Source organism: Psychrobacter sp. (assembly GCF_041554015.1).
GTDB lineage: Bacteria > Pseudomonadota > Gammaproteobacteria > Pseudomonadales > Moraxellaceae > Psychrobacter.
In genome coordinates, this window is sequence record NZ_JBFFMS010000080.1 from 1 (window position 1) to 3,366 (window position 3,366).

The 3,366-nt window shown below is 42.8% G+C and carries 3 protein-coding genes; all 3 read left to right on the forward strand.

Annotated features, from left to right (window positions below; all coding sequences use genetic code 11):
- Positions 1–52: 52 nt before the first annotated feature.
- Entirely contained in the window at positions 53–526 is a 474-nt protein-coding gene (gene rpsG, locus ABYU67_RS11960; RefSeq protein WP_201531954.1) for a 30S ribosomal protein S7, read from the forward strand.
- A 371-nt stretch (positions 527–897) separates the two neighbouring features.
- Entirely contained in the window at positions 898–3,024 is a 2,127-nt protein-coding gene (gene fusA / locus ABYU67_RS11965; RefSeq protein ID WP_372845502.1) for an elongation factor G, read from the forward strand.
- 220 nt (positions 3,025–3,244) lie between these two features.
- A partial coding sequence (locus ABYU67_RS11970; protein ID WP_372844461.1) for a GTP-binding protein occupies positions 3,245–3,366 on the forward strand: 122 nt, incomplete at its 3' end.

Consider the following 3,366-nt stretch of genomic DNA (forward strand, 5'->3'; position numbering starts at 1 on the left):
ATTGGTGCGAGATTGTGAATGTCAGACACTCCTGAAGAAAAGGATATTTATTATGCCAAGACGTCGCGTCGTTGCTACCCGTGAGATCCTACCGGATCCTAAGTTTGGTAGCCAAACTGTTGCAAAATTCATCAACCATGTCATGAGCCATGGTAAAAAGTCTACTGCTGAGCGTATCGTTTATGGTGCACTTGAGACAGTTGCACAAAAACGTAACATCGAAGATCCAGTATCTTTCTTTGAAGACGTATTAGAAAACGTTCGCCCGATGGTTGAAGTAAAAGCTCGCCGTGTTGGTGGTGCCACTTACCAAGTACCAATGGAAGTACGTCCCTCCCGTCGTACCGCCTTGGCTATGCGTTGGTTAGCTGAAGCTGCTGCAAAGCGTTCTGAGAAATCAATGTCTTTACGTTTAGCAGGCGAATTGAATGATGCTGCTGATGGTAAAGGTAATGCTATGAAGAAGCGTGACGAAGTTCACCGCATGGCAGATGCGAACAAAGCATTCTCTCATTACCGTTTCTAAGCTACTTTTAATTAATTTGTTTTTAAAAGTAGTTTTGGATGACTGGTGTATATCAGTCATCCAAATACAGTTTATTTATTCTATTGATTGTCGCCATTGTTAGTAAATGATTTGAGCATAGTTATCGTAAGATAATAAATGGATTGATCATTTAGATGGCGGACATCTGTCAAGATGCTGTTCTAAAAAGGGATGCTATTCTGTAAAGAAAGTCTCCTGAGTTTGATGCCGCACTATTCTTAGTTGTTACTGTTTTTTGCCCGTATTAGGTCCAATAATTAGTAATACCATAAGGCCATCTGGCTTTGTCATAGAGTAGAGGTAGAGACACAACACATTATTATATACACGAATTTCCCTAGGAAAACACTATGGCTCGTAAAACTCCCCTAAAGCGCTATCGCAATATTGGTATCTCTGCGCACATTGATGCTGGTAAAACGACCACAACTGAACGTGTTTTGTTCTATACCGGTGTTAGCCACAAGCTTGGTGAAGTACATGATGGCGCAGCTACCATGGACTTTATGGAGCAAGAACAAGAGCGTGGTATTACCATTGCTTCTGCGGCGACGACTTGTTTTTGGTCAGGTATGGCAAAACAGTTTGACGAACACCGTATCAATATCATTGACACCCCAGGTCACGTTGACTTCACGATTGAAGTTGAGCGTTCTATGCGTGTTCTTGATGGCGCTTGCATGGTTTACTGTGCAGTAGGCGGCGTTCAGCCACAGTCTGAGACCGTATGGCGTCAGGCAAACAAATATAAAGTTCCACGCTTAGCATTCATTAATAAAATGGACCGCGTTGGTGCTGATTTCTACCGTGTGGTAGAGCAGATCAAAACTCGTCTAGGCGGCAAGCCAGTACCATTGGTTATCCCAATTGGTAAAGAAGACGACTTTGAAGGCGTTGTTGATCTAGTCACCATGAAAGCTTTGTATTGGGATGAAGCATCTCAAGGTATGCAGTTTGAAGAGCGCGAAATCCCAGCAGAACTACAAGAAAAGGCGGAAGAGTACCGTGAGTATCTAGTAGAAAATGCTGCTGAAGCGACTGAAGAGCTGATGAATGAGTATCTTGAAAACGGTGAATTAACGGTTGATCAGATCAACGCTGCTATTCGTCAGTTGACTATTGATAACGAAATCATCCCACTTCTTTGTGGTACTGCCTTTAAAAACAAAGGTGTACAAAAGATGTTAGATGCTGTTATTCAATATCTTCCTGCGCCAATGGATGTACCTGCTATTAGAGGTATCCTTGATGATAAAGAAGAGTCTGAAGGTACGCGTGAAGCATCAGATGAAGCACCGTTTGCAGCACTAGCGTTCAAAATCATGAACGACAAGTTCGTTGGTAACTTAACCTTCGTTCGTGTTTATTCAGGTGTCTTGACACAAGGCAGCAGTGTTTATAACCCTGTTAAGATGAAGCGTGAGCGTGTTGGCCGTATCGTACAGATGATGGCAGATGCTCAAGTAGAGCTACAAGAAATCCGTACAGGTGATATCGCAGCTTTAGTTGGTATGAAAGATGTGACCACTGGTGATACGCTATGTGACGAGCAAAACGTAATCACCCTTGAGCGTATGGAATTCCCAGATCCAGTTATCTCTCTAGCGGTTGAACCTAAGACTAAAGCTGACCAAGAAAAAATGTCAATTGCTCTAGGTCGTTTGGCGAAAGAAGATCCATCATTCCGTGTCCATACTGACGAAGAGTCTGGTCAGACTATCATCAGTGGTATGGGTGAGCTGCATCTTGAGATTCTTGTTGATCGTATGAAGCGTGAATTCAACGTTGAAGCAAACATCGGTGCGCCGCAGGTTGCTTATCGTGAAACGATTCGTAACGTGGTTGAGCAAGAAGGTAAATTTGTACGTCAGACTGGTGGTCGTGGTAAGTTTGGTCACGTCTGGTTACGTCTTGAGCCTATGGATCCAGCTGGCGAAGTTCTTTATGAGTTCTCTGAAGAAGTTGTTGGTGGTACAGTACCAAAAGAATTCCATGGTGCGGTTGACAAAGGTATTCAAGAGCGCATGAAAAACGGCGTACTTGCTGGTTACCCAGTAGTTGGCGTAAAAGCAACTTTATATGATGGTTCTTACCATGATGTTGACTCGGATGAGTTATCATTTAAAATGGCTGGTTCTATCGCATTCCGTAAAGGCTTCATGGCAGCAAACCCAGCTCTACTTGAACCAATCATGAAAGTAGAAGTTGAAACGCCTGAAGACTACATGGGCGATATCATGGGCGATCTTAACCGTCGTCGTGGTATGGTTCAAGGTATGGAAGACTTACCTGGCGGCACTAAGCAGATTCGTGCTGAAGTACCATTAGCGGAAATGTTTGGTTATGCCACACAAATGCGCTCAATGTCACAGGGCCGTGCAACTTACTCTATGGAATTCCAAAAGTACGCTGAAATTCCAAAATCAGTTGCAGAAGCGATCATCTCTAAGTTCAACAATAAAGATGATGACGAGTAAGCAGAAATCTATCGAGAATGACAATATGGGGCATATCTCTATATTGTCAGTAGATAATAGAGCAATAATTGGTTAAAAGACTTGTTATTGCTCGTGATTTTCTTATAATATCTGCACATTAGTATGTGCACCCTTTTAACAATTATCTTAATGTGGTCAGTATTCCCTTAATTACTTTATATAAATTAAGCTGTTGACCCTAAAAAAAGAGGAAATACCCATGGCAAAGGCCAAGTTTGAACGTCTAAAACCACACGTTAACGTCGGAACCATCGGACACGTTGACCACGGTAAAACCACCCTTACCGCAGCAATCGCAACCGTAGCTGCAATCACCTCTGG

What these genes read in the sequence shown, in the direction of transcription:
- rpsG (WP_201531954.1), top strand. Translation starts at nt 53, where the DNA reads ATGCCAAGACGTCGCGTCGTTGCTACCCGTGAGATCCTACCGGATCCT.
- fusA (WP_372845502.1), top strand. Translation starts at nt 898, where the DNA reads ATGGCTCGTAAAACTCCCCTAAAGCGCTATCGCAATATTGGTATCTCT.